The 22,963-nt window shown below is 70.0% G+C and carries 19 protein-coding genes; 13 read left to right on the top strand and 6 right to left on the bottom strand.

Annotated features, from left to right (window positions below; all coding sequences use genetic code 11):
- The first annotated feature begins 35 nt into the window (after window positions 1-35).
- On the top strand, window positions 36-1,463 hold the full coding sequence (locus ACW9PK_RS00930) for a mycothione reductase (RefSeq protein WP_457016251.1): 1,428 nt from the start codon (window positions 36-38) through the stop codon (window positions 1,461-1,463).
- A gap of 70 nt (window positions 1,464-1,533) precedes the next feature.
- Here the strand turns inward: ACW9PK_RS00930 and ACW9PK_RS00925 are convergent, their stop codons facing one another.
- The 3 genes from ACW9PK_RS00925 to ACW9PK_RS00915 form a co-directional block, all read right to left on the bottom strand.
- A complete protein-coding gene (locus tag ACW9PK_RS00925; RefSeq protein ID WP_457016250.1) occupies window positions 1,534-3,342 on the bottom strand; it encodes an AMP-dependent synthetase/ligase in 1,809 nt (602 codons plus the stop codon).
- Window positions 3,343-3,509: 167 nt separating this feature from the next.
- On the bottom strand, window positions 3,510-3,923 hold the full coding sequence (locus tag ACW9PK_RS00920; protein ID WP_035961177.1) for a hypothetical protein: 414 nt from the start codon (window positions 3,921-3,923) through the stop codon (window positions 3,510-3,512).
- The gene (locus tag ACW9PK_RS00915) at window positions 3,920-4,711 is read right to left on the bottom strand and encodes an alpha/beta hydrolase (RefSeq protein WP_085105900.1); all 792 of its coding nucleotides are present in this window, start codon (window positions 4,709-4,711) and stop codon (window positions 3,920-3,922) included. Before ACW9PK_RS00915 ends, ACW9PK_RS00920 begins: the two co-directional genes overlap by 4 nt.
- Before the next feature lie 150 nt (window positions 4,712-4,861).
- On the opposite strand from ACW9PK_RS00915, the gene ACW9PK_RS00910 reads away from it, so the two are divergent.
- Together ACW9PK_RS00910 and ACW9PK_RS00905 are read left to right on the top strand one after the other, a co-directional pair.
- Window positions 4,862-5,707 (top strand): lysophospholipid acyltransferase family protein, encoded by an 846-nt coding sequence (locus ACW9PK_RS00910; RefSeq protein ID WP_312796837.1) that lies wholly within the window; start codon window positions 4,862-4,864, stop codon window positions 5,705-5,707.
- A gap of 9 nt (window positions 5,708-5,716) precedes the next feature.
- Window positions 5,717-7,111: a class II 3-deoxy-7-phosphoheptulonate synthase gene (locus tag ACW9PK_RS00905; RefSeq protein WP_064845750.1), complete on the top strand. Its 1,395-nt coding sequence runs from the start codon at window positions 5,717-5,719 to the stop codon at window positions 7,109-7,111.
- A gap of 151 nt (window positions 7,112-7,262) precedes the next feature.
- On the opposite strand, the gene ACW9PK_RS00900 is transcribed toward ACW9PK_RS00905, so the two are convergent.
- Window positions 7,263-9,200, bottom strand: coding sequence for a protein kinase domain-containing protein (locus ACW9PK_RS00900; protein WP_457016249.1), 1,938 nt, complete (start codon window positions 9,198-9,200; stop codon window positions 7,263-7,265).
- A gap of 4 nt (window positions 9,201-9,204) precedes the next feature.
- Window positions 9,205-10,326, bottom strand: coding sequence for a LysM peptidoglycan-binding domain-containing protein (locus ACW9PK_RS00895; RefSeq protein ID WP_144932345.1), 1,122 nt, complete (start codon window positions 10,324-10,326; stop codon window positions 9,205-9,207).
- Between the two features lie 142 nt (window positions 10,327-10,468).
- On the opposite strand from ACW9PK_RS00895, the gene ACW9PK_RS00890 reads away from it, so the two are divergent.
- Window positions 10,469-10,855, top strand: a complete 387-nt coding sequence (locus ACW9PK_RS00890; RefSeq protein ID WP_144932347.1) for an Rv2175c family DNA-binding protein — start codon at window positions 10,469-10,471, stop codon at window positions 10,853-10,855.
- Window positions 10,856-10,875: 20 nt separating this feature from the next.
- On the opposite strand, the gene ACW9PK_RS00885 is transcribed toward ACW9PK_RS00890, so the two are convergent.
- Window positions 10,876-11,985: a polyprenyl synthetase family protein gene (locus tag ACW9PK_RS00885; protein WP_457016248.1), complete on the bottom strand. Its 1,110-nt coding sequence runs from the start codon at window positions 11,983-11,985 to the stop codon at window positions 10,876-10,878.
- A 352-nt stretch (window positions 11,986-12,337) separates the two neighbouring features.
- Here ACW9PK_RS00885 and dinB point away from each other — a divergent pair, with 352 nt between their 5' ends.
- The 9 genes from dinB (at window position 12,338) to mraY (ending at window position 22,910) form a co-directional block, all read left to right on the top strand.
- Complete coding sequence (dinB, locus tag ACW9PK_RS00880; RefSeq protein ID WP_457016247.1) at window positions 12,338-13,576, top strand: DNA polymerase IV; 1,239 nt, start codon at window positions 12,338-12,340, stop codon at window positions 13,574-13,576.
- A 53-nt stretch (window positions 13,577-13,629) separates the two neighbouring features.
- A complete protein-coding gene (locus tag ACW9PK_RS00875) occupies window positions 13,630-14,031 on the top strand; it encodes a DUF3040 domain-containing protein (RefSeq protein WP_144932352.1) in 402 nt (133 codons plus the stop codon).
- A 265-nt stretch (window positions 14,032-14,296) separates the two neighbouring features.
- A complete protein-coding gene (gene mraZ / locus ACW9PK_RS00870) occupies window positions 14,297-14,728 on the top strand; it encodes a division/cell wall cluster transcriptional repressor MraZ (protein WP_035961210.1) in 432 nt (143 codons plus the stop codon).
- A gap of 244 nt (window positions 14,729-14,972) precedes the next feature.
- A complete protein-coding gene (gene rsmH, locus ACW9PK_RS00865) occupies window positions 14,973-15,956 on the top strand; it encodes a 16S rRNA (cytosine(1402)-N(4))-methyltransferase RsmH (RefSeq protein WP_085105908.1) in 984 nt (327 codons plus the stop codon).
- Window positions 15,953-16,573, top strand: coding sequence for a hypothetical protein (locus ACW9PK_RS00860; protein ID WP_085105909.1), 621 nt, complete (start codon window positions 15,953-15,955; stop codon window positions 16,571-16,573). The genes rsmH and ACW9PK_RS00860 overlap by 4 nt, the downstream gene beginning before the upstream one ends.
- A gap of 84 nt (window positions 16,574-16,657) precedes the next feature.
- Window positions 16,658-18,511: a peptidoglycan D,D-transpeptidase FtsI family protein gene (locus tag ACW9PK_RS00855; RefSeq protein WP_457016246.1), complete on the top strand. Its 1,854-nt coding sequence runs from the start codon at window positions 16,658-16,660 to the stop codon at window positions 18,509-18,511.
- 97 nt (window positions 18,512-18,608) lie between these two features.
- Entirely contained in the window at window positions 18,609-20,297 is a 1,689-nt protein-coding gene (locus tag ACW9PK_RS00850) for a UDP-N-acetylmuramoyl-L-alanyl-D-glutamate--2,6-diaminopimelate ligase (protein ID WP_457016245.1), read from the top strand.
- The gene (locus ACW9PK_RS00845) at window positions 20,294-21,772 is read left to right on the top strand and encodes a UDP-N-acetylmuramoyl-tripeptide--D-alanyl-D-alanine ligase (protein ID WP_457016244.1); all 1,479 of its coding nucleotides are present in this window, start codon (window positions 20,294-20,296) and stop codon (window positions 21,770-21,772) included. The genes ACW9PK_RS00850 and ACW9PK_RS00845 overlap by 4 nt, the downstream gene beginning before the upstream one ends.
- A gap of 4 nt (window positions 21,773-21,776) precedes the next feature.
- On the top strand, window positions 21,777-22,910 hold the full coding sequence (mraY, locus tag ACW9PK_RS00840) for a phospho-N-acetylmuramoyl-pentapeptide-transferase (RefSeq protein ID WP_457016243.1): 1,134 nt from the start codon (window positions 21,777-21,779) through the stop codon (window positions 22,908-22,910).
- The last annotated feature ends 53 nt before the right edge of the window (window positions 22,911-22,963 follow it).

Genomic DNA, 22,963 nt, shown 5'->3' with positions numbered 1-22,963 from the left:
TCGGACGCGCGGGGCAGCGGCCTAGGATGGGGCACATGCGTTCTTTCGACCTGATCATCGTGGGCTCCGGCTCCGGCAACTCCATCCTTACAGACGAGTACGCGGACCTCGACGTCGCCATCGTGGAACCCGGCCGGTTCGGGGGGACGTGTCTGAACGTGGGGTGCATCCCCACCAAGATGTACGCGTACCCGGCCACCGTGGGGGACCAAGCGCGGGACGCCATACGGCTGGGCCTGGACGCCGTGATCGAGGGTGTGGACTGGCCCGGCATGCGGGATCGCATCTTCGCCCGGATCGACGCGATCTCCAAGAACGGGCTGCAGTACCGCGAGTCGCTCGACAACGTCACGGTGATCCAGGAGTACGTGCACTTCGTGGAACCCAAGGTCCTCGAGACCGAGTCCGGGCAGCGGATCACCGCCGATGAGATCGTGCTGGCCAACGGTTCGCGGGTCAGCATCCCCGACGTGCTGGGTACCGACCTGCCCGGGGTGCACACCTCGGACACCGTGATGCGCCTGGACGAGTTCCCCCGAGACGTCATCGTGGTGGGCGGCGGGTACGTGGCCGCCGAGTTCTGCCACGTTTTCCGCGGACTGGGCGCCTCCGTGACCCAGCTCAACCGTTCGCAGCGCTTGTTGCGCGAACACGACGACACGATCGCCGAACGCTTCACGCGCGAGGCCGCCGAACAGTGGGACCTGCAACTCGGGTGGACGCTCTCCGGGATCGAGCGTGCCGAGGACGGCCGCCTGACGGTGTCGGCGCAGGCCTCCGACGGTTCCGCACAGCACTGGGACGGCACCGCCGACGTCGTCCTGCTGGCCACGGGGCGCGTCCCCAATGCGGACACGCTGTGCCCGGAAGCCGCCCACCTGGACGTCACCGGTGGCGGTCTGCTCGCCGTGGACGAGTACCAGCGTGTGCTCTCGGACGGGGAACCCGTGACCGGCGTGTGGGCCCTCGGGGACGTGTGCTCCCCGTACCAGCTCAAGCACGTGGCCAACGCCGAGGCCCGCACGGTCTCCCACAACGTGGTGCACCCGCAGGATCTGCGCGCGACCGATCACCGCTACGTGCCGTCCGCGGTGTTCACTGAACCGCAGATCGCGTCCGTGGGCATGACCGAGGTCCAGGCCCGCGAGTGGGCCGCCCGGAACGACGAGCGGATCACGATCAAGGAACAGGACTTCGGGGACGTGGCCTACGGCTGGGCCATGGAGGACCACGCCGGGATCTGCAAACTCATCGCGAACGCCCGCACCGGCGAGCTGCTGGGGGCACACCTCATCGGCCGCGATTCCTCCAACCTGATCCAGCCGCTCGTCCAGGGCATGTCCTTCGGGCTGCGGGCCCACGAAATGGCACGCGGCCAGTACTGGATCCACCCCGCGCTCGCGGAGGTGGTGGAGAACGCGCTACTGGGTCTGGACGTCCCCGGGCAGCGCACGGGGGACTAAACCGGGCGCCCGGAGCCCGGTATGCGAAGCGCAGTTCCTGGCCCGGGCACCCCACGGCGTCGGCGGGCTGTCAGCGCGCGTAGATGTCCTCGATCTCGCGCGCGAAGTCCTGGGCGACCTTGGCCCGCTTGAGCTTCATGGACGGAGTGAGGTGGCCGTCCTCGATCGTGAGGTCACGGTCCAGGATGCGGAAGGCCTTGATGCCCTCCGCGCGGGAGACCTTGGCGTTGGCGTGGTCCACGATCTTCTGGACGTGGTCGATGACGGCCTCCTCGCGTGCGGCCCGGTCGACGCTCATGTGCGGATCCAGCCCGAGTCCGGGCAGCACCTTGGGCAGCGTCTCGGGGTCCAGGGTGATCAGGGCGGCCACGAAGGGGCGGTCGTCCCCGACGACCATGATCTGCCCCACGGTCGCGGAGGCGCGGATGGGGTCCTCGAGTTGGTTGGGGATCACGTTCTTGCCGCCCGCGGTGACGATGATCTCCTTCTTGCGCCCCGTGACCGTGAGCAGACCCTCGTCGTCCAGGTGGCCCAGGTCCCCGGTGGCGAACCAACCGTCGAAGAACGCCTCGGCGGTCTTATCGGGCAGCCCGTGGTAGCCCTTGAACACGTTGGCGCCGCGCACGAGGATTTCCCCGTCCGCGGCGATCGCGACTTCGTTGCCGGGGATCGGGTGGCCCACCGTGCCGAGCCGGTTGAGGCTCGGGAAGTTCGCCGCGATGGGGGCGGTCGTCTCGGTGAGCCCGTAGCCCTCGACCACGTACACACCGATCCCGTTGAAGAAGTGCGCGAGGTAGTCGCCCAGACTTGCACCCCCGGAGACGGCATAGCGCACGTCCCCGCCCATGGCCTGGCGCAGCGTGGAGTACACGAGCTTGTCGTAGAGGCGGTGGCGGGCTTCGAGCAGCGGCGGCACGGGGCCCTTCACGGTGGCGCGTGACCACGCGACGGCGGTCGCGACGGCCCGTTCGAAGATCAGCTTCTTCACGGGCGAACCGGCCTGGGCCTTGAACCGCGCGCCCACCAGAATCTTCTCGAACACGCGGGGCACGGCCAGGATGAACGTGGGCTTGAACCGGGCGAGGTCCTCCATGAGGTGGGAGACATCCGGCGTGTGGGCCAGGGTGATCCCGGCGTCCAGGGACGTGACCTCCACGAACCGGGCGAACACGTGCGCGAGCGGCAGGAACATGAGGGTGCGGGACCCCCCGGCCATGACGGCACCGGCCACCGGGATGGTGTTCTGCGAGCACGACACGAAATTGCGGTGGGTCAGTTCGCAGCCCTTGGGCGCACCCGTGGTCCCCGAGGTGTAGATGAGGGTCGCGACGTCGTCCAGGGTCACGCCGTCGTAGGGCGTCTGCAGATCCGTGCGGTCCGCGCCGCCCGCGATCATGGCCTCCAGGGAGTTTTCGCTGGAGGCGGTGTCGAAGACGCAGATCCGCCGTGCGGCCGCGAACTCCGTGATCCCGGTGGCCCGCTGCACGCGTTCGGCCAGTTCGTCGGTCTCCACGAAGATCGCCACGGCCTGCGAATCAGACATGATGTGGGCGATCTGATCGGGGGAGGACGTGTCGTAGACGGGCACCGGCACTGCGCCGACCCACCACAGGGCGAAGTCCACGAGCGTCCACTCATAGCGCGTGCGGCTCAGCAGGCCCACGCGCTCGCCGGGGCGGATGCCCTTCGCGGCGATCCCGCGGGCCAGGGCCACGACCTCGTCACGGAACTGTCGCGCCGTGACGTCCCGCTCGCGCCCTTCTGCGAGCACGGTGTACAGCACCGTGTCGGGTTTCTGCTCGGCGCGTTCGGCAAGGATGTGGGCGATGCCGGGGTACGGCAGGGGATCGACGATGGCCGGGGCGCTGACGCGTCGCATGGAGGGGCACCTTCCTGATGGGAACGGCTCTCAGCCTACTGTGTGTCGCGCCTCACTCCCGGCATATACTGGACGTGTCCACCACATGACGGCGACCCCGGCAGGATTGTGGCGGAGACACCCGCGTCCGGGGAGCCGGACCCGCTGGAACGCGCCGCGCGGACGCGTCAGACGACGGCGCCGTCGTCGTCCTCGGGGGAGTCCTGCGGCAGCGCGCGGAAGACCAGGTACAGACCCGTGACCAGACCCACGAGGCCCAGCAGCCACATAACCGGGGGCAGGGGACCGGGCAACAGGGCGAGTCCGACCATGATCACGATGACCGCGAGCACGGTGCTCAGGGCGCGCAGCATGGCGGGGGAGATCCCGCTCGTAACGGGCCCGGGATCGGGCTCGTAGCGTTCGTCCTCCCGGGTGTCCCGCAGTTCGACGGGGATCTCCTCGGCCGGTTGCTCGCGGGGCTCCCACGGGAAGTCCTCGGCCCACGGTTCGAGGTCCTCGTCGTCGCGGGGGACGTCGTCCCACGAGTTGCCGCGGATGATCCGCTCGAACGGGTCCTCCGGTGGTTGGCGTGAACTCACGAGGGGTCCTCGGGGAGGAACTGCTCGCCCCGGGACAACCGCTGGACCGCGTCCCGGGAGATCCGTTCGAGCAGTGGGGCATCGTGATCCAGGGTGGCCACGTGGTAGCTGTTCTGCAGATCGACCACGCGGACGTCCCCGGAACTGTGCTCGGCCACCAGGTCCGCGGAGTCCCCGGAGACGATGTGGTCCACCTCGGAACGGAACACCACGGTGGGCGCGGTGATCGCCGGGAGCATGCGCACGGTCCGGTGCATCAGCACGTTCAGCTGCGCGACGGCGGCGAGGGGCGTGCGGTCGTAGGTGGACTCCAGGACGTCCTCCTTCTTGACGTCGCCACCGATCCCGGGCAGGGACGCGACCACGGGACTCAGCAGGTGACTGAACCGCGCCATCCGGTTCACGAGGGACAGCGCGGGGTTCACGAGCAGCACCCCGGTGACCTCCCGCCGGGCCGCGGTGTGCAGGGCCAGCGCGCCGCCCATGGACAGCCCGCCCACGACCACGCGGTCGTGCTCGCGGCGCAACGCCCAGTACTGTTCGTCCACGGCGTCCCGCCAGGCCTGCCACGGTTGTTCGGCCAGTTCCTCCCACTGCGTCCCGTGCCCGGGCAGCAGGGGGACGCGCACGCCCGGGTGGGCTCCGGCGTCGTCGGTGGCCTCGTGGACGGCGTGCGCCCAATCCCGCACGGAGGCCGTGGTGGCCGTGAAGCCGTGCAGTAGGAGGACCCCCACGGAGGAGGAGCCGGGAAGGTGCAGGGGGCCGTGGAGTTGCTGATCGGAGAACATGGCGCCATTGTGCCAGCCGCCGCGAGAACTCGTGAGAGAATGTGGCGGAACAAAGGCACGGTGCCGCGTGTGCGCACCGGTGCACGGCCGGGCCACCGCGGGCATCCGGTGACTCCCGCGATGACGAAAGGGCTCCCGCTCATGGTGTACATGTTCTTGAAGACCTACGTGGTGGGCCCCGTGGTCAATCTGGTGTGCCGACCCACCGTGGTGGGTCTGGAGAACGTCCCCGAGCACGGCCCCGCGATCCTCGCGAGCAACCACCTGTCCGTCCCGGACGCCGTCTTCATGCCCGTGGCCGTGCCGCGCCAGGTGTATTTCCTGGCCAAGTCCGAGTATTTCACGACTCCCGGGCTCAAGGGCCGCGTGATCGGCGCGTTCTTCAAAGCCATCAACCAGATCCCCATGGACCGCAGGGGTGGCAAGGCCAGCGCCAAATCGCTCAGTGCCGGTGGCCAGGCACTCGCCGAGGGCAAGCTGATCGGGATCTACCCGGAGGGCACGCGCTCCCCGGACGGTCGGCTCTACAAGGGGAAGATCGGTGTGGCCCGCCTCGCGCTGGAGACCGGGGCCCCCGTGATCCCCGTGGCGATGTTCGGCACGGACAAGATGCAGCCCCTGGGCTCACGGTTCCCGGATCCGCGCCGTGCCAAGGTCACCACGGTCTTCGGTGAGCCCATGGACTTCTCGGACCTGATGTCCCGGCGCGGGGACCACGCGACCATGCGCCGCGTGACGGACGAGATCATGGCCGCGATCCAGAAAATCTCTGGCCAGGAAATGGCAGACGTCTACGCTGCCGATCACAAGCGCGCGCTCGCCGAGGAGAAGACCGCAGCGCTCAAGAACCAGGCCCGCGACGTCGTCGAGGCCACCCGGGACAAGGGACGCGCGGTCACGGACGCCGTGTCCCAGCAGGCGAGCAACCTGGGCGCCAAGCTGCAGGGACGTTCACATGACGGAACGGACGAGCGCGGTCCCAAGGAATCCGCCTAGACTGTCCGAATGAGTTCCATAACGCTGCCTGAACAGATCCGAACCGTGTCGTCCCCCTCCCCGAGCGCGGCGAACTATCCCGGCCTGGACGAGTGGCGGGACAAGACGATCGGTCAGCACCCCCAGTGGGCGCAGCACCCCGACTTCGCGAGCAGCATGCAGGAGCTCAACGCCGTCCCGCCCCTCGTGTTCGCGGGGGAGGTCGACCGGCTGCGCGCGCGCCTGGCCCAGGTGGCCAACGGTGAGGCGTTCTTCCTGCAGGGCGGCGACTGCGCCGAGACGTTTGCCGGTGCCACCGCGGACAAGATCTCGGCCCGGGTGCGCACGCTGCTGCAGATGGCCGTGGTGCTCACGTACGGCGCGTCGCTGCCCGTGGTCAAGATGGGGCGCATGGCGGGGCAGTTCTCCAAGCCGCGTTCGTCCAACGACGAGACCCGCGACGGCGTGACCCTGCCCTCGTTCCGTGGGGAGATGGTCAACGGTTTCGACTTCACCGAGGAGTCCCGCGTTCACGATCCCAAGCGGATGGTGCGCGGTTACCACACGTCCGCGTCCACGCTGAACTTGATTCGCGCCTTCACCCAGGGCGGGTTCGCGGACCTGCGCCGCGTGCACGCGTGGAACATGGGCTTCGCGGCCAACCCGGCATACGCCCGCTACGAGTCCATGGCGCGCGAGATCGACCACGCGGTGAAGTTCATGGCCGCGTGCGGCTCCGACTTCGACGCTCTCAAGACCACCGAGTTCTTCGCGGGTCACGAGGCGCTGCTGCTTGACTACGAGCGTGCACTGACCCGCATCGACTCCCGCACGAACCTGCCGTACGGCACATCCGCGCACTTCCTGTGGATCGGGGAGCGCACGCGCGAACTCGACGGCGCGCACGTGGACCTACTCTCCCGGTTGCGCAATCCCATCGGCGTCAAGCTCGGCCCGTCCACCACGGGCGACGACGCCCTGCGGCTCATCGATGCCCTGGACCCCGAGCGCGAGCCGGGTCGCCTGACGTTCATCACCCGCATGGGTGCCAAGAACATCCGCGAGAAGCTGCCCCCGGTGATCCAGGCCGTGGAGGCGTCGGGTGCCAAGCCCGTGTGGGTCACGGACCCCATGCACGGCAACACGGTCTCGCTGCCCTCGGGGTACAAGACCCGCAACTTCGACGACGTCGTGGATGAGGTCCGCGGCTTCTTCGAGGTGCACCGCGCGCTGGGCACGTTCCCGGGCGGCATCCACGTGGAGATGACCGGTGACGACGTCGCGGAGTGCCTGGGCGGGTCCGACCCGGTCAACGAGTCCTCGTTCGCCGAACGCTACGAGACGCTGTGCGACCCCCGGTTGAACCACATGCAGTCCCTGGAGATCGCGTTCCTGGTCGCGGAGTATCTCTCCCAGCAGAACTGATCCGTTGACATGCGATGACCCCGGCACCGTTGGTGCCGGGGTCATCTTTCGTGTGTCAGGCGTCCGTGTCGTCATCGCCTTCGGGGCGCGGGTGTCACGGCGTGGTCGTGACAGCACGGTCGCCACTCATGCGGTCGTGTCCGCACGACCGTCACAACACGGTGAGGATCACCGTGTTCTCGTCCTCACGCTGGCGCACGACCCGGTTGAGGTGGGAACCAACGGGTGAGTTGATCTCCACCGTGTACCCCTGCTCCTCGAGGCTTTGCCGGGCGGAGTCCGCGTCCTGGCCCACCACGTTGGGCGGTGCACCCTGCGGGGTGTCCGCGGCGAGGGTCAGGGCTACGGTCGTGCCCTCGTCCACGCTCGTCCCCGCAGCGGGGGACTGTCCGAGCACGGTGTCCACGGCCTGCGCGGAGTACTCCCGCGAGATCTCGCCCACGCGCAGCCCGGCGCCGGTGATCGCGGCCCGGGCGTCGTCGCCCGCTGAACCGACCACGGTGGGAACGCTCACGCGGGCGGGACCCTCGGAGACCACCAGGTTGACCTGCTCGATACCGCGCACGGTGGTGGAGGCCCCGGGATCCGTGGCGATCACGATGCCCTGCGGGACCTCGGGGCTCGTGGTCGAGCGCACGCCCACGTTGGAGATGCCCGCGCTGTTGAGGGCGCGTTCCGCGGTTGCGGTGTCCTGACCCGCGACGGCAGGGACGGTCGCGGACGCCGTCCCGGGGGCCGAGCCGAGCCACCAGCCCAGGAATCCGGCCACCGAGAGCAGCAGCGCAAAAACCACGGCGCCCACGGCCAGATGCAGGGCAGGGGGCTGGGGGTTCAGCCGGACCCGGGGTGTGTCGCGGGAGCGGTGGGCGGTGGAGCCCACCTGGGTCATGGCGATGGTCCCGGTCGCGTCGGTCTCGAAGGCGGGCAGGATCGGCGCACCGGCCCCGCGCTCGCCGGGACGGCCCATTCCATGCGTGTGCTGAGTACCGAGCGGGGTGGTGGCGTTCTCCCCGGTGGGATCCGCTCCCGCATCGCCGAGGGCCTCCGTGGGTACTCCGCCGAGTGCCTGCGTCGGCGCCTCGGCGGCGTCGCCTCCCGCGGTGGGAACGGTGGCCGCGCCGGCAGCGGCGGCAGCGGCGGACGCTCCCGCAGCGCCGGCCAGTGCCCCTCCGGCGACCGCCGCCGCAGCCGTCGAGGCGTGGGACCCGCCTCCCAGGACGACCGTGTCCGTGTCCCGCAGTGAGGGCGGGTCGATCTGCTCGGGCAGCGAGCGTCGGATGGCCAGCGCGAGGTCCAGCAGCGCCGCGGCGTCGGCGGGGCGCTGGGCAGCGTCGCGGGACGTCGCGCGCAGCACGAACTCGTCGAGCGCAGCGGGGACGCCCTGCGCGAGCCCACCGGGGGCGGGGACGTCCCGGCTCACGTGGGCGGTCGCGACCTGCAGGGCGGTACCGGTGTACGGGCGTGAGCCCGTGAGCATCTCGTACGCCATGATCCCCACGGCGTAGACGTCGCTGCGCTGGTCCACGGGGCCGTCCCCCACGAGCTCGGGGGCGGCGTAGCCCACCGTGCCCATGACCGTGGTGCTCGTGGTGTGCTCGTCCACGGCGCGGGTCAGTCCGAAGTCGGCGACCTTGACCTGCCCGCCCCGGGTCAGCAGGACGTTCTCGGGCTTCACGTCCCGGTGGACCAGGCCGATCCGGTGCGCCTGGGTGAGGCCGCGCAGCACGGGGATCAGCAGGTCGAGCGTGCGGCGCGGTGTCATGGGCGCCTCATGGGCCACGACGTCGCGCAGAGTGGGCCCGTCCACGTATTCCAGGACCAGGTAGAGCACGCCATCCGCGGTGTGACCCTGGTCCAGGACGGCCACCACGTTGGGGTGGTGCAGGCGCGCGGCGGACTTGGCCTCGCGCCGTGCCCTGGCCACGAAGGACGGATCGTCCGCGACGTGGGAGTGCATGATCTTCAGGGCCACGGGACGTTCGAGCCGTTCGTCGAGCCCCTCGTAGACCGTGGCCGTACCACCGCGGGCGATCAGGCGGCGGACCTGGTACCGGTCCTCCAGCAGGGATCCCACCCGGTGGTCGTTCATGCTGCTACTGGGCAAATTCTCGTTCCTGTGCGCTCACGGCTTTCACGTACGCCTTGGTGTCGGGGTACATACCGTACGTCTTCACGCCGTGCAGTCCCTGATAGTAGGCGCCGATCCCCGCGGCCCTGTTGGGGGCCTTGGCCTGCAGCTCCCGGATCAGCGCGACCCCCGCGGTGATGTTGTCCTGGGGGTCCAGCAGGTCCAGGTCCCGACCCACCATCGCGGACGCCCACTCACCGGCGGACGGGATCACCTGCATGGTGCCCACGGCGTCCGCGGGGGAGACCACCCCGTGGCGGAACCCGGATTCCTGCGAGGCGTGGGCGAGCGCGAGCGCCGGGTCCACCCCCAACTCCTGGGCGGTCGCTCGCACCATCTCGCGGATCTGCTCCGGGGCCGGCAGTTGGCGCTGCTGCAACTGGGCGTGGTGTCGGTTCGCGGACTCCACGACCTCGCGGGGGTACGTGCGGCCCGCGAACGTGTCACCCACGGCGGCCTTGTGCTTCGGGGCCGCGGCCGTGCCAGCGTCACGCACCGTCGCGGCGGGTTCGGACGACGACGCCGCTCGGGCGGGTCCCGCCGCCCCGCCCGGGATCGTGAGTCCCTGGCCCGGGCGCAACACGGAGGCAGCGGAGACCCCGTTGGCCCGCATGAGCTCGGCCACGCTCACGCCGTAGCGCTGCGCGAGGTCCCACAGGGTGTCACCGGCGGCCACGGTGTGGCGCCGGGAGCCGCCGCGGTCGGAGCCGGCCGGGTCTGCGTCGTCGGCGCGCGATGCGGCCGCGGAGGAGGAGGCGGGAGCGCGGTCCGATCCCGGGATCACGAGCCGCTGGCCGGGGCGGATCATGCCGTGGGCCGGGAGCTTGTTGACGCTCATCAGGTCCTGGACTCGCACCCCGTGGGCGGTCGCCAGGGACCACAGGGAGTCCCCGGGGGCCACGGTCGCGTGCGTGGACTGGGCATGCTGCGCCACGTGGACGTTCGGGGCGGGCGCCGGCGCGGCGTGCGCGGAACCCACGGTGCCCAGGGCGGTGAGGGCGGCCAGCGCGGCGGCGGAGCCCTGCGCGGCGCGGCGGGACCATGTGGAACGGGGGGACCGGCGGTCGTGGGGCGGGTCAACCGGCATGTTCGCGATTCCTACCTCTGGACGGGGGAACGGGGGAAGATCCGGCGGCACCCTCCGGTACAGCACGGTGCCCCCAGATTACCCGACCCCTGGTCGCGACCGGTGTGTGAGCCGGTCGGTGCGCCGTGGCACAGTAGGGTTCGTGAACTACTCAACCGATCTCTCCGCCCAGGAATTCGCCGAACTCGACTCGTTGGTGGGCGAGTGGACCTACCTTCCCGACATCGCCGAGGCCATGGACATCCAGATCACCCGGGTGCACCGGCTCGTGGACGACGGCGCCCTGCTCGAGGTGCGCCGACCCGAAGACCGCGTGCGTGTGGTCCCCGCCGAATTCATGGACGGCGACCGCCCCGTGGACTCTCTCAAGGGGACCGTGGCCGTCCTGCGGGATGCCGCCTACACGGACGCCCAGGCGATCCGCTGGCTGTTCACCGAGGACGAGACCCTGCCCGGGCGGCCCATCGACGCGCTGCGCCGTGGCCAGAAGACCGAGGTGCGCCGCAGGGCCCAGGCCCTGGGCTGGTGACACCCGCCCGCTGAGGCGGCCTACTTGGCGCGGCGCACGGCGGCGTCGGCGAGCGCCTGCAGTCCGGCCCGGGCGACGTCGTCGGTGCGCAAGCGCGCCAGCTGCGTGTCCGCGGTGCGCACGAGGGACGCGATGAGGTCCTCCGAGCGCGCGTGGGCGCCGCTGTCCCGCATGAGGTCCCGCGCGCGGTGCACCTCCTGCTCGGTGAGTTCCGCGCGGCCGAGCACCGATTCGAGCCACGCGATGTCCTCGGCCGAACTCGATGCCGCGCACAGTGCGATCAGCGCGGTGCGCTTGCCCTCGCGGATGTCGTCCCCGGCGGGCTTGCCCGTGGTCTGCGGGTCGCCGAAGACCCCCAGGACGTCATCGCGCAATTGGAAAGCCTCGCCGACCGGCAGCGCGAACGCGGAGCAGTCCGCGAGGAACGCGCGGTCCGCGCCGGCGAGTGCCGCGCCGATCTCCACGGGGTGCTCCACCGAGTACTTGGCGGACTTGTAGCGCAGCACGGTCATGGCACGCTCGAGTTGTTCCTCGGGGTCGCCCACGGCGGGAGCGACCTCCGCGTGGATGTCCAGGTACTGCCCGGCCATGACCTCGGTGCGCATCGTGGAGAAGATCTCCCGTGCGGTCGCGGCCGGGTCCGCGGCGACGCGCGCGGTGGCGTCGGCGAAGAGTTGTTCCGCGAAGGACAGGCTCATGTCCCCGGTGAGGACGGCCGCGCTGACCCCGAAGTGGGCGGCGTCCGCGGACCACCCGGCGTCGCGGTGCAGGGCCTCGAAAACGCGGTGCACACTGGGCTTGCCGCGGCGCGTGTCCGAGCGGTCCAGGATGTCATCGTGGATCAGCGCCGCGGTCTGGAAAAGTTCGAGGGACGCCGCGGCGGCCACGGCGACGTCGTCCGCCACGGCCCCGCCAGCCGCGCGCCAGCCCCAGTAGCACAGCCGTGCGCGCAGGCGCTTGCCGCCGCGCGTGAGGTCCTCGATCGCGTCCACGAGCACGGTCGCGTGCGGGGAGATCCCGGTGACCCGTTCGCGTTCCCGCGCGAAGAACTCGGTGATCCGCTCGTCCAGGAGCGCGGAGAAGTCACGGTCCTGTTGCGTCGCGATGACGGACGCGTCGGGAGGGGTCATGCCAGGGCACCTTTGATCGAGGGGATGCTGTCGGCCGCGCTGCGCGGTACCGCGGGTCGCGGCGGGCGTCCCGGGCACGGGCTCCACGACGCCGGGCCGCCCCGCGGGCGCCCGACCAGCCTAACCGGACGCGGCGCCGCGTATGCGTATCGGTGCCGCCCCATCGAGCGGCCCGGGGCCGGACAAGTTCGTGGTGCCGTGGCCCGTGTGCGTGTCGGAGCCCCTTCCTAGGCTTATGAAAGACGAACCAGATCCCGCGCGGGTGGCATGTCCGTCATCAACGGGTCTCGATCCGGACGGGTCCCGCGTGGCGATGGGTTCCCGATGCCGGAGGGTCGTGGAAGGAGGCGCCATGGGCGGGCCGAGTCCGCAGCAACTGGCCGAGTACCGGCGCTGCGCCATCCTGCACGTGGACATGGACATGTTCTACGTGGGCGTGGAACTGCTCAACGCCCCCCAGTACCGCGGCCGCCCCGTGATCGTGGCCGGTTCCGGTCCGCGCTCGGTGGTGCTCTCCGCGTCCTACGAAGCCCGCCAGTACGGCGTGAACTCCGCGATGCCCGTGTCCCAGGCCCGCGCTCGCTGCCCCTCCGCGGTGGTGCTCGAACCGCATCGCGAGGCGTACACCCATTACTCACGGATCGTGATGGACATCTTCCGCTCGGTCACGGACCGCGTGGAGCAGCTGAGCGTGGACGAGGCGTTCGTGGACGTGTCCGGGGCGATCCGGCGCAGCGGACCGCCCGTCGAGATCGCCCGGACCCTGCGGCGCGTGATCCACGAACGCACGGGACTCACCGCCTCCGTGGGGGTCGCGGAGAACAAGACGGTCGCCAAGATCGCCTCCGCGTACTGCAAGCCGGACGGGCTGCTCGTGGTGACGCCCGAGCACACCCTCGCGTTCCTGGCACAGCTGCCGGTGGGCAAGTTGTGGGGGGTGGGCAAGCGCACCTCCGAGATCCTGCAGTCCGCCGGGCTGTCCACGGTCGGGGACATCGCCGCCACGCCGTTGCCCCGGTTGCACGCGCTCGTGGGCACCGCGTCCGGGACACATTTGAAACAATTGGCCACCGGCCACGACCCCCGTCCCGTGACGCCCGCGCGCGAGGAGAAGAGCATCGGGGCCGAACGGACGTTCCAGCGCGACGTCGCCGACAGTGCGGCTCTGAAACGTGTGCTGCTGGGCCTGGCCCACGACACCGCGGTCCGGTTGCGCAGGCACGGACTGCGCGCCGGGCGCGTGGGACTCAAGCTGCGCTACGCCGATTTTTCGACCATCACCCGCTCCAGGACGCTGAGTCACCCCGTCACCGCGGCCCACGATCTCTACACCGAAGCGTGCGCGCTACTGGACGGTCTGGACCCGCGAGCGCAGGCCGTGCGGCTCGTGGGCATCAGGGCGGAGAAGCTCACCGGGGCCGATCACGCGTTCCAGTTGAGCCTGGACGGACGGGAGGAGGAATGGGGTGCCGCGGAGGAAGCCATGGACCGCGTGCACCACCGATTCGGCCCCGGAATTGTGCGCCCAGCCAAACTCATGGAAACGACGATGCCAATCCGTCCCGCACGGGATATTCTGGACGGTACGTGAGGAAGGCAGCCGTACCGCCCCCGCCTCGTTCCCTCAACACCACAGGAGGAATCGTGCCTCTCTCCGAGCACGAACAACAGCTTCTCGCCCAGCTCGAGAAGCAGTTGCACGACGACGACCCCCGCTTCGCCTCGACCATGCACACCGAAGCGGTTCGGGGGCGCGGGTCCATGCGCAACGTCGTGCTGGGGGTCGTGATCGCCGTGGTTGGCCTGGGCGTCCTGCTCGCCGGGGTCGCCCTGCAACTGATCATCGTGGGCGTGTTGGGCTTCATCGTGATGGCCGCCGGCGCGTACGTGGCCACCGTGCGGGGCCGGGCCACCCCGGGCAAGGGCGCCGCCAATCCCGGAAACCCCGGGAACGGGCCGTCCGGCCGCGGTCCCTCCGGTCCACGCAAGTCCTCCACTTTCCTCCAGAACCTCGAGGAGAAGTGGGACAAACGCAATCAGGGTTAGCGCTGAGCCTCCCCGCAGGCTGTCCAGCCCGTAAAACTTCCGAGAACTCCCCGGCACCGCGCCGGGGAGTTCTTTCATGTCCGGACCCATCGTCTCCGGCGTGCCCGCAGACCATGCCGGGAAAGGGATGTCGACGACGCCCCGGGGCAGCGCCGTCGTGGCGTGCCGTGGAGGGGATGCGCGTTGACGGGGGAGGGCAGTGGAGTAAAGTGGAGCGTGGTAGAGAAGCGAGGGTTGGGCTGGCCCTGATTCGAAGGCGGTGGCTGTGTTTCTCGGAACATACGAACCGCGTTTGGACGACAAGGCCAGGCTGATTCTCCCGGCCAAGTTCCGGGCCGAACTGGCGGACGGACTCGTGCTGACCCGAGGGCAGGAACGCTGCCTGTACGTGTTCAGCGCGCAGGAGTTCGCCAGGGTCCATGAACAGATGCGGGCGGCCCCGTTGTCGTCCAAGCAGGCCAGGGATTACATCCGCGTTTTTCTCTCCGGGGCATCGGACGAGGTCCCGGACAAGCAAGGTCGCATCACCATTCCGGCGTCCCTGCGCTCGTACGCGGGCCTGGACCGGGAACTGGCGGTGATCGGGGCGGGCAGCCGCGCCGAGATCTGGGATGCGGCCTCGTGGCAGCAGTACCTGGCGGAGAAGGAAGCGGCTTTCTCCGCCACGGAGGACGAGGTCATACCCGGGCTGTTCTGATCACCCGAGGACCACCGCGCGGGACCCCCGCCGGTGCCGTCCCCGGACATGAGATCTCCAGCCGCCCACGTCACCGTCCTGACTCGACTTCCCCCGAGTCAGGCCGGATTCGAGGGGCGAGCGGCGGATGGGGATCTGGTGTCCGGGCGCACCGTAGGATGCCCCCGGATGACATCGGTGCCGTGCGCACCGAGACCTGCGACCCGTAGTACCCGCACGATCCGCAACAGACCAGGAGCCCGGCATGGACCACGCCCCCGCCGAGCAACGACACATCCCCGTGATGCTGGAGCGCTGTCTGGACCTGCTTGCGCCGGCGTTGGACACCGAACACCCCGTGGTCGTGGACGCGACCCTGGGCATGGGCGGGCACACCCACGCCATGCTCGAACGCTTCCCGGGGTTGCGCGTGGTCGGGATCGACCGGGACCCCCAGGCCCTCGACCTCGCCGGGGAACGCCTTGCGCACTTCGGGGAGCGGTTCACGGGCATCCACACCACGTACGACCACATCGATCAGGCCGCCGCAACCGCCGGCGTGGACCGGGTGGACGGCATCCTGTTCGACCTCGGGGTGTCCTCACTGCAGCTGGACGAACGCGAGCGCGGCTTCGCGTACTCGTTCGACGCCCCCCTGGACATGCGCATGAACTCCCGGGCGGAACTGTCCGCGTACACCGTGGTCAACGAGTACTCGGAGGCCCAGCTCAAGGACATCATCTACCGCTGGGGCGAAGACCGCTTCGCGCCGCGGATCGCGCGCGCCATCGTCGCCGCCCGTACCGAGGCCCCGCTGCGCACGACCGCCCAGCTCGTGGACGTGGTCCGCTCCGCGGTCCCCGCCGCGGCCCAGCACAAGAAGGGCCACCCGGCCAAGCAGACCTTCCAGGCGTTGCGGATCGAGGTCAACGAGGAACTCGACGTCCTGGAGCGTGCCGTGCCCGCCGCCGTGGAAACTGTCAGGGTGGGAGGGCGTGTCCTCGCCATGAGTTACCACTCCCTGGAGGACAGAATTGTCAAGCAGGAGTTCACTCGCGGTGCACGTTCCACGGCCCCCAGAGGTTTTCCCGTGGAACTGCCGGAACACCAGCCCACGCTGAAGGTTCTCACCCGCGGTGCGGAACGCGCCGGCGAGCAGGAGGTCCGGGACAACCCCCGGGCCGCCTCGGCCAGGTTGCGTGCCGTCGAGCGGCTCCGGGAGACCACGAGACCAGGGAGTGAGCGATGAGCAGTGCGACGTCGGCCTCGCCCCCGTCGTCGGGTGACCCCTCGGGCCGGGGGGCGGACGGGCGTAGGCCGCTCTCCGTGGTGCCGCGCCGCGCGGCCCGCCGCAGCCGGGTCTCCACCGTGGTGATGTGCACCCTCGCCCTGGCCGCAGCTCTCGTGGGCATCCTGTTGCTCAACATCCAGATCACCCAGGGGCAGTACCAGTTGACCGAGCTCACCGGTCAGCAGCGCGCTCTCTCCCAGGAGAACGAGGCGCTCACTCAGGATATCGAGGCCAATTCCGCGCCGCAGAACTTGGCCGCCCGCGCCAACGACCTGGGCATGGTCCCGGCCAAGGATGTGGGGAGCATCCAGCTCGGCACGGGTGCCGTCACGGCCCCGAGCGCCCCCGCGGAGAAAACGGACGCGCAGAACATCCTCGTGCCGCCCGCGCAGATGAAGGGTTCCGACGCCGCGGAGGCGAACCGGATCGCCGCCGAGGAACGCGCGGAGAAGCGCGCCAAGGAAGAAGCGGACAAGAAGACCGCCCAGCGTAAAGCGGCCCAGAAGGCCGACGAGTCCCGGGATCTCAACGGGGGCTCCATCCCCGCGCCGTCGCAGCGCGCGCCTGGCCAGTGAACGCGCCGGTCCGCGCCGCGGACCGGGAGTAGAACCCGTCGGAGGTGGCCCCACCACGCTGAAGTCCAGGAATCGAGGAAGACCGTGTCAGCATCGTCAGCGCGCAAGAACCGACTGTTCCGGCCCTATTCGCGCATGCACGTGGGCATCGCCTTCCTGCTGGTCCTGTTGCTTCTCGTGGTGGGCCGCCTGTTCTGGGTCCAGGGGCTGGACCCCGGGGGCCGGGCCGAGGCCGCGGCCGCCCAGCGCACGCTCGTGGAGTCCATCCCCGCGGTGCGCGGGGAGATCACCGACAGCCGTGGCACGGTGCTGGCCCGCACACTGCAGCGCTACGACATCACCGTGGACCAGAGCGCCGTCGCCGCCGTGACCGTGCCCCACAAGGACGGTTCCACCGAGACCGTGACCCCCACGCAGGCCGTGTACAAGATCGCGGACGCCCTGGGCATGAAGGACACGGACGTGAAGGCCGCGCTGGACGGGGACAAGAGCTTCAACTACGTGGCGCGGGGCGTAACCCCCGAGCAGTACAACGCCCTGCGGGAGTTGAACCTGCCGTACATCTACGGCCAGCCCACGTTCCAGCGCAGCTATCCGGACGGTTCCCTGGGCGGTTCCGTGGTCGGGTTCCTGGGCGGGGACAACCAGGCCCTCGGCGGGATCGAACAGACCCAGGACTCCCTGTTGCGCGGCACCGACGGCGAGCGCCGCTTCGAGATCTCCGGCGACGGCGTGCGCATCCCCGTGGCCCCGCAGGAACAGAAGGCCGCCGAGAACGGTTCGAACGTCAAGCTCTCGCTCGACAGCGACGTCCAGTTCTTCGCGGAGCAGGCCGTGCGCGAACGGGCCAAGCAGCTCAAGGCCGAATGGGGCACGGCCGTGGTCATGGACGTCAAGACCGGCAAGGTCCTGGCGCTCGCGGACACCTCCTCGGTGGACCCCAACGTCCCGGGCAAGGCCGACGCCGCCGACCTCGGTTCGCGCGCCGTGTCCCAGGCCGTGGAGCCCGGTTCCACGGAGAAGATCGCCACGGTGGCCGGCGCCCTGGACCGGGGGATCGTGTCCCCCACCACGGAGATCACGGTCCCGCCGTACCTGCAGATCGGTTCCGAGAAGATTACCGACGCGTTCGACCATGGCACCCAGAACCGCACGGTCGCGGGGATCATCGCGGACTCCATGAACACGGGCACCGTGATCATGGGTTCCAAGATGGACAAGCAGGCCCGCCACGACAACCTCGCGAACTTCGGGGTGGGTTCCGCCACGGGCATCGAACTGCCGGGGGAGTCCACGGGCATCCTGGCGCCCGCGGATCAGTGGGACCCGCGTCAGGAGTACACCGTGTTGTTCGGTCAGGGCGTGTCCCAGACCCCGTTGCGCACGGCGTCGATCTTCCAGGCGGTCGCGAACAAGGGCCGTCAGATCGAACCGCGCCTCGTGGACTCCGTGACCGCGCCGGACGGGACGGTCACGCACCCCGAACGTCCTGAACCCAAACAGGTGCTCTCCGAGTCCGCCGCGCAGCAGACGCTGGACATCATGGAGAACGTGGTCACGCAGGGCGGCGCCAAGGAAGCGGCCGTGCCGGGATACCGCGTGGGTGGTAAGACGGGTACGGCCGAGGCGCCGAGCGAGAGCGGCGGTTACGAGGGCTACACCACGTCCTTCGTGGGTGTGGCCCCCATGGAGGATCCTCAGTACCTCGTGGCGATCACCATGCAGCGCCCCCAGGGGGACGTGCGCACCCTGGGCGTGACGAGCACGTTCTCCACGATCATGTCCCAGGTGCTGCACCACTTCAACGTGGCGCCCTCCACCACCACGGGGCCCACGTTCGACATGCAGGTGCCGCAGAACGTGGACCGGGACGTGACACCCACGAACGCGCTCAAGCAAACGTGGCCGCAGCCGGGGAGGGACGAGTCCCAGGACTAAACTTCCCTCACAGAAGCACATGGCGGCAGCAACGACCGGTGAGACACCGGCCCGGGTGGACGGGGTACGTCCACAGACAGGTTCGAAGAGGATTTCTATGGTGGCATCTGCCCAAGAAGGGACCGACGCGCAGAGTCTGCGTCCGTCCCGGCCCGTGGCCCACTCGCTCGAGGAGCTCGCGCGGCTCACGGGCGCGCGGGTGGTCCCCGCCCCCACGGGGACCACCGCTCCCGTCACGGGAGTGGTCCTGAACTCGCGGGAGGTGCAGCCGGGTGATCTCTACGCCGCGCTGCCCGGCGCCAAGGTCCACGGGGCGCGATTCGCCGCCGACGCCGCCGCGTCCGGTGCCGTGGCGATCCTCACCGATCCGGACGGCGCGCGGTCCGTGGTCGAGGCGGGCGTGGGCCTGCCGGTGCTCGTGAGCCCCGAACCCCGTTCATGGGTGGGTCCGGTGGCCCGCGCGGTCTACGATTCCCAACCGGCGGACGGCACCGGCCAGGAGCTCTTCGCGGTGACCGGCACCAACGGCAAGACCACCACGACCTACTTCATCACCTCGATCCTGCGCGCCCTGGGCCACATGACCGGGTTGATCGGCACCATCGAGATCCTCGCGGGGGACACACCCATCCCGTCACACATGACCACGCCAGAGGCTCCGCACGTGCATTCCCTGCTGGCCCTGACCCGTGAACGCGGGATCACCGCCACCGCCATGGAGGTCTCGTCCCACGCCCTCGAGTTCCACCGGGTGGACGGGGTGCACTACGACGTCGCTGGGTTCACCAATCTCACCCAGGACCACCTGGACCTGCACGGGTCCATGGCCGAGTATTTCGAGGCCAAGGCGCGGTTGTTCACGCGCGAGCGCACGAGCCGCGGCGTCGTCGTGCTGGGGGACGGGGACCCGTGGAGCGCCGCGATGGCGCAGCGGGCCCGCGAGAACCTGGGTGCGGAGAACGTCACGACCGTTGCCCTGCGCGGCTCGGACGGAACGCGTCAGGACGCGAGCGATGCGGAAGGCACCGCCCCCGTCGGGACCGGCGGGGCGGACGCCGCGGACTGGACCCTGCGCTCGCTGACCCGCCGGGGCATCGGTCACGCGTTCACGCTGCAGCACACGGACGGGCGCGCGCTGGACATGCACACCGGACTGCCCGGTGAGTTCAACGTGGCCAACGCGGCGCTGGCCGTGCTCATGGTCCTGGACTCCGGCGTGGCACTGGACACCCTGCAACGCGTCCTGGACGAGCACGACCCCCTGAGCGCGGGCGTGCCCGGACGCATGGAACTTGTGGGCACGCGGCCCACGTCCCTCGTGGACTTCGCGCACAACCCGGACGCGCTCGCGCGCGCGCTGCGCGCCGTGACCCCCGAGGACGGGTGCGGTCGCGTGATCGTGGTCTTCGGCGCCACCGGCGAGCGCGACACCACCAAGCGCCCCATCATGGGCCGGGTCGCGGCGGAGGAGGCGGACGTCGTGATCATCACGGACGACGATCCCCACGCCGAGGAACCCGCGCCCATCCGGGAGCAGGTCGCGCAGGGCGCTCGTGAGGCCGTCGCGAACCATGCTCGCGCCACGGACGTGCTGGTCATCGAACCGCGCGCGACCGCGATCCGCACCGCAGTGCGCATGGCCCACCCGGACGACGCCATCATCGTGGCGGGCCGCGGTCACGAGACCGCCATGGATTTCAACGGCGTGGTCGTGCACCTGGACGACCGCGAAGAGCTGCGGGACGCCCTGGCGGCGTTGCACGCGGACACGAAGGAGCAGCAATGATTGCCATGTCCGCCGCGCAGCTCGCGCGGGCCGTGAACGGTGAGCTCGCGGGGGTCCCGGACCCCGAGTCCGTGACCGTCACCTCCGTCACGACCGATTCCCGGGAAGTCACGGACGGTGCGTTGTTCGTCGCCAAGCCGGGCGAGACCACGGACGGGCACCGCTTCGTGCCGGCCGCCGCGGACTCCGGCGCGGTGCTGCACCTGACCGAACGCGCGGTGACCGACGACGCGGGGGCTCCGTACCCGTGCGTCGTCGTGGCGGACGTGGTGCTCGCGATGGGCGCGCTCGCGAGCCACGTGCTCGAGCAGTTGCGTGCCGCGCACCCGGTCACCGTGGTGGCCGTGACGGGTTCGGTGGGCAAGACGACCACCAAGGACCTGCTGCACGGGATCTTCGCCGCGCAGGGCCCCACGGTCGCGCCGCGCAACTCGTACAACGGCGAGGTGGGTGTCCCGCTCACGGTGTTCACGGCCACCGAGGACACCGAGTACTTCGTGATCGAGATGGGCGCCACGCACATCGGCAACATCCGCTACCTGTGCGACACCGTCCGCCCGGACGTGGGCGCCGTACTGTGCGTGGGTTCGGCCCACGCGGGCGAGTTCGGTGGCGTGGAGAACATCGCGCGCGCCAAGGGCGAGATGGTCGAGGGCCTCTCCGCGCCCGGCACCGCGGTGCTCAACGACGACGACGCCCGCGTGCGTGCCATGCGCGAGTGCACCGACGCGCGCATCATCTCCTTCGGGCAGGGATCCGACGCCCACGACCCGGCCCACGAGGACCCGCGCGTGTGGGCCGAGGACGTGACCGTCGGTACCGACGGGTGCCCCGCCTTCACGCTGCACTTCCCGGACGGCTCCGCCCACCCGGTGCACTCGCAGCTGATCGGTGCGCACCATGTGACCAACCTGCTGGCCGCGGCCGCCGTGGCCTTCGGCGCCGGGGTCCCCGCGGCCGAGATCGCAGCGGGTCTGACGGGCCGCGGCCCCCGCTCGCGGTGGCGGATGGAACGCACGGAGCGCCCGGACGGCGTGACCGTGATCAACGACGCCTACAACGCTAACCCGCAGTCCATGCGGGCCGCCCTGCAGACCCTCGCCCAATTGGGCCGCGGGGACGAGGAGCACCCCGCGCGGCGCACGATCGCCGTGCTGGGTGGCATGTTCGAACTCGGTGACGAGTCCATCACCGCCCACGCGGACCTCGGGCAGTTGCTCGTGCGGTTGAACGTCTCGCATGTCGTGGCCGTGGGGGAGGTCGCCCGGCCGGTCTACACCGCTGCGACCCTGGAGGGCTCGTGGGGTGAGGAAGCGGCCTGGGTCCCGGACACCGAGCACGCCGAGCAGTACCTGAGTGACACGCTGCGCCCGGGGGACATCGTGTTGTTCAAGGCGTCCAACGCCGCGGGGTTGCAGCACCTGGGGGACCGGGTGGCCCAGGCCACCACCGACACGAACCACCAGGAGGGTTGAGCCCGTGATCCAATTGCTCGTGGCAGCGGGGCTCGGCCTCGTGTTCTCGATCTTCGGTACGCCCGCCCTGATCCGGGTGCTCGCCCGGCGCGGGTACGGCCAGTACATCCGGGACGACGGACCCACGTCTCACCAGACCAAGCGCGGCACCCCCACCATGGGTGGCGTGGCCATCCTGCTCTCGGTCGTGGCCGCCTATCTGGTGACCCACCTGATCAGCGTGATCGCGTGGCCTGAGAACGGTGGGATCACCCTCTCGGGCGTCCTGGCGCTCGGCCTGATGCTCGGCATGGGGCTGGTGGGGTTCCTGGACGACTTCAAGAAGATCTCCAAGAAACAGAACCTGGGGCTGACCGCGGCCGGGAAGATGGCCCTGCAGGGGGCCATCGGCATCGCGTTCGCCCTGCTCGTGTTGTTCTTCCCGGACGAGGCGAGCAACACCCCGGCCTCCACGGCGATCTCCTGGACCCGGGACACCGGCGTGGACCTCGCATTCGCCGGGCCGATCGTGGGGGCCATCCTGTTCGTGATCTGGGTGAATCTGATCGCCACCGGAACCACCAACGCCGTGAACCTCACGGACGGTCTGGACGGGCTCGCCACGGGCGCGTCCATCCTGGTGTTCAGCGGGTACATGCTCATCACACTGTGGCAGGCCGGGCACCTGTGTGAGAACGTGGCACAGGCGGCGTGCTACGAGGTTCGGGATCCCATGGACCTCTCGATCGTGGCCGCGGCCCTGGTGGGTGCGCTCATCGGGTTCCTGTGGTGGAACACGTCCCCGGCGAAGATCTTCATGGGGGACACGGGCTCGCTCGGCCTGGGCGGCGCGCTCGCGGCGTTCGCGGTGCTCTCCCGCACCGAACTGCTGCTGATCCTGATCGCCGGCCTGTTCGTGATCATCACCCTGTCCGTGATCCTGCAGGTGGGCTACTTCAAGCTCTCCCACGGCAAACGCATCTTCAAGATGGCCCCGTTGCAACACCACTTCGAGCTCAAGGGCTGGCAGGAGGTCACGATCGTGGTCCGATTCTGGATCATCGCCGGTCTGTTCGTGGCCGCCGCGCTCGGTGTGTTCTACGGTGACTGGTTGCTGCACAACGGCGGCGCGTTCCCCGGCGCGGAAGCGCTGCACTGACCGCGCGGCGCGCACCCCGCTCTCGGGCGGCGGAGCGCGCCGGTCACCCGCGA

Source organism: Kocuria sp. MNB10 (assembly GCF_054073685.1).
This window is presented reverse-complemented; position numbering and strand designations above follow the sequence as displayed.